Below are 2,212 nucleotides of genomic sequence, written 5' to 3'. Positions count from 1 at the left end.
CACCCTAGGCATCCCGGCCGGGTCGCGGCATCCCCCGCCCCACCCCGGGAGACCCGCGGGGGTGTTCCGATGGATGGATGCCACAGCACCCTCGCCCGTGGCTTGTGTGCACCCTCCAACGTCGGTGCCGGTGCGGTCGCTAGGGTGGAAAGCGTGACCGACCAGCCCGATCTCTACACCACCGCCGGCAAGATCGCGGACCTGCGCAACAGGTTCCAAGAGGCGGTCGTCGATGCCGAAGCCACCGCCCGCGACAAGCAGCACGCGAAGGGCAAGCTCACCGCGCGCGAGCGCCTCGAGATGCTGGTCGACCCCGGCTCGTTCGTCGAGCTCGACGAGTTTGTCCGTCACCGCACGACGGCCTTCGGCATGGACAAGTCCCGCCCCTACGGCGACTCGGTCGTCACCGGCACGGGCACGATCCACGGCCGCACGGTCGCGGTGTACGCCCAGGACTTCTCGACCTTCGGCGGATCGCTCGGCGAGGTCGCCGGCGACAAGATCATCAAGGTGATGGAGCTGGCGCTGCGCAGCGGCATCCCGATCATCGGCATCCTGGACTCCGGCGGCGCCCGCATTCAGGAGGGCGTGGTCGCGCTCGGCAAGTACGGCGAGATCTTCCGCCTCAACACCGCCGCCTCGGGCGTGATCCCGCAGATCTCGATCATCATGGGACCCGCCGCCGGCGGAGCGGTGTACTCCCCCGCCCTCACCGACTTCGTGATCATGGTCGACAAGACCAGCCAGATGTTCGTGACTGGCCCCGACGTCATCAAGACCGTCACCGGCGAGGACGTCGGCATGGAGGAGCTCGGCGGCGCCCACACGCACAACACCCGCTCGGGCGTCTCGCACTACCTCGCCGACGACGAGGACGACGCGATCGACTACGCGCGCGGCCTGATCGGCTACCTCCCCGACAACAATCTGGCCGAGATCCCCGTCTACGACACCCCGTTCGAGTTCGAGACGACGGATGCCGATCGCTCGCTGAACACGATCATCCCCGACTCCCCCAACCAGCCCTATGACATCCACACCGTCATCGCGGGCATCGTGGACGCCGGGGAGTTCCTCGAGGTGCAGCCGCTCTTCGCCCCCAACATCGTGATCGGCTTCGGCCGCATCGAGGGGCGCACCGTGGGCGTCATCGCCAACCAGCCCTCGCAGATGGCCGGCACGCTCAACATCGACGCGGGCGAGAAGGCCAGCCGCTTCGTACGCTTCTGCGACGCGTTCTCGATCCCGATCGTGACGCTCGTCGACGTCCCCGGCTACCTGCCCGGCACCGACCAGGAGTGGACGGGCGTCATCCGCCGCGGCGCCAAGCTGCTCTACGCCTACGCCGAGGCCACCGTCCCGCTGGTGACGGTGATCCTGCGCAAGGCCTACGGCGGCGCGTACATCGTCATGGGCTCCAAGCAGCTGGGCGCCGACATCAACCTCGCCTGGCCCACGGCCGAGATCGCCGTCATGGGCGGCCAGGGCGCGGTGAACATCCTCTACCGCGGCGAGATCAAGCGCGCCGAAGAGGCCGGCGAGGACGTCGCCGCCGTGCGCACGCGGCTCGCGAACGAGTACACCTACAACGTGGCATCCCCGTTCCTCGCCGCCGAGCGCGGAGAGCTCGACGGCATCATCGAGCCCGCTCAGACGCGCGTGTCGATCGCCAAGGCCCTGCGCGCCCTCCGCAACAAGCGCGCGAGCCTGCCGGCCAAGAAGCACGGGAACATCCCGCTGTGAGCGACACCGGCCCCGAGGTCGCGCCCGGCGCCGGCCTGCCGCCCGTCGTGGCGGAGGTCGTGCGCGGCACGCCCACCGAAGAGGAGCTGGCCGCGGCGATCGTCGTGGTCACCGAGTCGTACGTGCGCGAGGTGGCCGAGGCGACCGTCCCCGACGTCGCTGCCCGGTCGCGGTGGGAGCTGTCGGCCCGCGGCCTGCGCACCCCGCTGGACCGCGGCGCCGGCTGGCACGGCTTCACCGGCTGAACTGTCCCCCGAAATACCTACAGACGGCGCTCGCCGAGTGCCGAATACTGGAGGAGCTGGAACGCATCACGCGTTCGGTCGGTCCGCTCTCTCGAGCCGGTTCCGGCCGCGTGGACGGTTTTCGGGTAACCGTCCACCCGGGTGAGGGGCCGGCGACTACGCCGCCCCTCACCCCCACCTCCCCTGCGGCGGTAACGGTATTTGTCGACGGATCCCCCACCCCC

The 2,212-nt window shown here is 69.7% G+C and carries 2 protein-coding genes; both read left to right on the top strand.

Annotated elements, in window-relative coordinates:
• Positions 1-153 precede the first annotated feature (153 nt).
• Positions 154-1,743 (top strand): acyl-CoA carboxylase subunit beta, encoded by a 1,590-nt coding sequence (locus DBR36_RS09735; RefSeq protein WP_375136071.1) that lies wholly within the window; start codon positions 154-156, stop codon positions 1,741-1,743.
• Positions 1,740-1,988, top strand: a complete 249-nt coding sequence (locus tag DBR36_RS09730) for an acyl-CoA carboxylase subunit epsilon (RefSeq protein WP_258222696.1) — start codon at positions 1,740-1,742, stop codon at positions 1,986-1,988. The genes DBR36_RS09735 and DBR36_RS09730 overlap by 4 nt, the downstream gene beginning before the upstream one ends.
• The last annotated feature ends 224 nt before the right edge of the window (positions 1,989-2,212 follow it).

The sequence above is a fragment of the Microbacterium sp. HMWF026 genome, assembly GCF_003061325.1.
In the GTDB taxonomy this organism is placed as follows: domain Bacteria; phylum Actinomycetota; class Actinomycetes; order Actinomycetales; family Microbacteriaceae; genus Microbacterium; species Microbacterium testaceum_E.
Note: the sequence above shows the minus strand (reverse complement) of the source record. Positions and strands in the feature narration are given on the sequence as shown.